This window comes from Bradyrhizobium sp. ORS 375 (genome assembly GCF_000239775.1).
Classification (GTDB): domain Bacteria; phylum Pseudomonadota; class Alphaproteobacteria; order Rhizobiales; family Xanthobacteraceae; genus Bradyrhizobium.
Map to the genome: position 1 here is coordinate 1 of NZ_CAFI01000254.1, position 3,072 is coordinate 3,072.

The following is a 3,072-nucleotide window of genomic DNA, read 5'->3' on the forward strand; positions in this document are numbered from 1 at the left end:
GGGGGAGGGGGGCGCAGCGGGGGCGTGGATGGAGTGATTTCCCAAACATGCGCTCAATGCCCGAGATAGACTTCGACGACCTTGGGATCGTTCTTGACCTTGTCCATCGTGCCCTCCGACAGAATCTGCCCCTGGTGCAGCACGGTGACCTTGTGCGCGATGTCCTCGACAAACTTCATGTCGTGCTCGATCACCAGCACCGAGCGGTCCTTGATGATGCGGTTGAGCAGCTCGGCGGTCTTGGCGCGCTCGCTGACGCTCATGCCGGCGACGGGCTCGTCGAGCATCAGCAGGTCCGGGTTCTGGATCAGCAGCATGCCGATCTCGAGCCACTGCTTCTGCCCGTGGCTGAGCTCGGCCGCCGAGGTCTTGAGGCGATCCTTGAGGAAGATCATCTCGGCGACCTCCTCGACGCGGTCCTTCACGACCGCGTCGCGCTTGAAGGCGAGCGAGCCGAACACGCTGCGGCCGCGCGGGAACGAGATCTCGAGATTCTCGAACACGCTGAGATCCTCGAACACTGACGGCGTCTGGAATTTGCGGCCAACCCCGGCCTTGACGATCTCGTTCTCGCGCAGCTTGGTCAGCTCCTTGCCGCGGAACTGGATCGAGCCGGAAGTCGCTTTGGTCTTGCCGCAGATCAGGTCGAGAACCGTGGTCTTGCCGGCGCCGTTCGGACCGATGATGACGCGGATCTCGTTCTCCTCGACATAGAACGAGAGATCGTTGACCGCCTTGAAGCCGTCGAACGAGACGGTGAGCGCTTCGACCGCGAGCAGGAATTCCTTGGGCTGATGACCGATGAGCATCGCTGTCTCCTCACTCTGCGGGGGCGCCGTCGGCGACCAGGCCGCCGTTTGTTTTCTTGCTGCGAGAGGCCAGCAGCCGGTCGATGCGCGGCTGCACATAGTCGCCCCAGATGCCGGCGAGACCATTCGGGAATGCAAGGACGACCGCGATGAAGAGAGCACCCAGGCCGAACAGCCAGAGCTGCGGGAAGGTCTCCGACAGGCTGGTCTTGGCGAAGTTGACGAGCAGCGAGCCATAGACCGCGCCGAAGATCGACAGCCGACCGCCGACCGCGGTGTAGATCACCATCTCGATCGACGGCACGATTCCGACGAAGGACGGCGACATGAAGCCGACCTCGAGCGTGAACAGCGCGCCGCCGACCGCGGCGAACACCGCGGCCGCGCAGAACGCGAAGATCTTGAAGTTGGCGACGCTGTAGCCGGAGAAGCGGACGCGGTCCTCCTGCTCACGCATCGCCACCAGGATGCGGCCGAGCTTGGTCAGGCGGATGAACTGCGCGACCAAAATCGCGGCGAACAGGAAGAACACCTCGACGAAGTAGAGGATGTACTTGGCGTGATCGGTGCGGATGTCCCAGCCGTGCAACGTGCGCAGGTCGGTGATGCCGTTGATGCCGCCGGTGTAGCCCTGCTGTCCGACGATCAGGATCGTCATGATCGCGGCGATGGCCTGGGTGATGATCGCGAAGTAGACACCGCCGACCCGGCGCTTGAACATCGCGGCGCCGATGATGAAGGAGAAGATCGCCGGCACCAGGATGATCGCGGCCAGCGCGAACGGGAAGCTCGCGAACGGCTTCCAGAAGAACGGCAGCTGCGTCAGCTGATTCCAGTCCATGAAGTCGGGAATGCCAGGCGTCGACTGGATCTTGGTGTTGGCGACGCTGGAGGCCTCCAGCTTCAGGAACATCGCCATGCAGTAGCCGCCCAGGCCGAAGAACACGCCCTGCCCCAGGCTCAGGATGCCGCCATAGCCCCAGCACAGCACCAGGCCGATCGCGACGAAGGAGTACGTCAGATACTTCGCGACGAGGTTCAGGCGGAAGATGTCGAGCGCCAGCGGCAGGATGACGACGAGCAGCAGCAGCAGCGAGACGAAGCCGATGAGCTCCGATCGGTTGAAAAAGCGCGAGTTGATCATGGCCGGGCTTTCTTGTTGAACTGACGGAGCTGGCTCATTTGCGGACCTTGAGGGCGAACAGCCCCTGCGGCCGCAGCATCAGGATGGCGACGATCGCCAGCAGCGTGAGCACCTTGGCCATCGAGCCGGACATGAAGAACTCCATGGTCGACTGCGCCTGGGAGATGGTGAAGGCCGACGCAATGGTGCCGATCAGGCTGGCGGCGCCGCCGAACACGACGACCAGGAAGGTATCGACGATATAGAGCTGGCCGGCGGTCGGACCGGTCGAGCCGATCATCGTAAAGGCGGATCCGGCAACGCCGGCGATGCCGCAGCCGAGACCGAAGGTGTAGCGGTCGACCTTCTCGGTGTTGATGCCGACGGCGCCGGCCATCACGCGATTCTGCACCACGGCGCGGACCTGCTTGCCCCAGCGCGACAGGAACAGCACGTAGGCGACGACGATCGTGATCAGGATGGTCAGGCACATCACGAACATGCCGTTGATCGGGATCTGGATGGCGTCGGTGGCCTGCCAGGAGCCCATCATCCACTCGGGGAGCTCGACGCCGACCTCGCGGGCACCGAACACCGAGCGATAGGCCTGCTGCAGGATCAGGCTGAGGCCCCAGGTCGCGAGCAGCGTATCGAGCGGCCGCTTGTAGAGCCGGCTGATCATCGCCCACTCGACCAGCATGCCTAGCGATCCGGAGGCGATGAAGGCCAGCGCCATTGCGACGAAGAAGTAGCCAGGAAACAGCGACGGCAGGAAACTCTGGAAGGCGTTCGAGGTCATCCAGGTGACGTAGGCGCCGAGGATCATGAACTCGCCATGCGCCATGTTGATGACGCCCATCTGGCCGAAGATGATGGCAAGCCCCAGCGCCATCAGCACGTAGACCGAAAACAGGATGAGGCCCGCGAAGCCCTGCATCGCGAAGATGGCCCCGAGGTCGCCGATGGAATAGTCGCCGAACATGATCCGTCCTCTTGTGATGCGTGGTGTCTGTTCTCGATGCGCATCGATGTCCGGTGCGCATTGGCTTGCGTGTTGCAGCCTCGGGCGAGATCGTTCCCTCCCCCCTTGTGGGGGAGGGCTAGGGAGGGGGGTCCACACGACGAGCTGTGGGTGGGGTA

The 3,072-nt window shown here is 63.3% G+C and carries 3 protein-coding genes; all 3 read right to left on the bottom strand.

Annotated elements, in window-relative coordinates:
• Positions 1 to 53: 53 nt before the first annotated feature.
• The 3 genes from urtD to urtB are packed head-to-tail and all read right to left on the bottom strand — an operon-like array spanning position 54 to position 2,914.
• Entirely contained in the window at positions 54 to 809 is a 756-nt protein-coding gene (urtD, locus tag BRAO375_RS19420) for an urea ABC transporter ATP-binding protein UrtD (RefSeq protein WP_009029154.1), read from the bottom strand.
• A gap of 10 nt (positions 810 to 819) precedes the next feature.
• Positions 820 to 1,953 (bottom strand): urea ABC transporter permease subunit UrtC, encoded by a 1,134-nt coding sequence (gene urtC / locus BRAO375_RS19425; protein WP_009029155.1) that lies wholly within the window; start codon positions 1,951 to 1,953, stop codon positions 820 to 822.
• A 34-nt stretch (positions 1,954 to 1,987) separates the two neighbouring features.
• A complete protein-coding gene (gene urtB / locus BRAO375_RS19430) occupies positions 1,988 to 2,914 on the bottom strand; it encodes an urea ABC transporter permease subunit UrtB (protein WP_009029156.1) in 927 nt (308 codons plus the stop codon).
• Positions 2,915 to 3,072 lie beyond the last annotated feature (158 nt).

Coding starts and splice junctions, on each gene's coding strand:
- urtD (WP_009029154.1), bottom strand. CDS start 809: ATGCTCATCGGTCATCAGCCCAAGGAATTCCTGCTCGCGGTCGAAGCG.
- urtC (WP_009029155.1), bottom strand. CDS start 1,953: ATGATCAACTCGCGCTTTTTCAACCGATCGGAGCTCATCGGCTTCGTC.
- urtB (WP_009029156.1), bottom strand. CDS start 2,914: ATGTTCGGCGACTATTCCATCGGCGACCTCGGGGCCATCTTCGCGATG.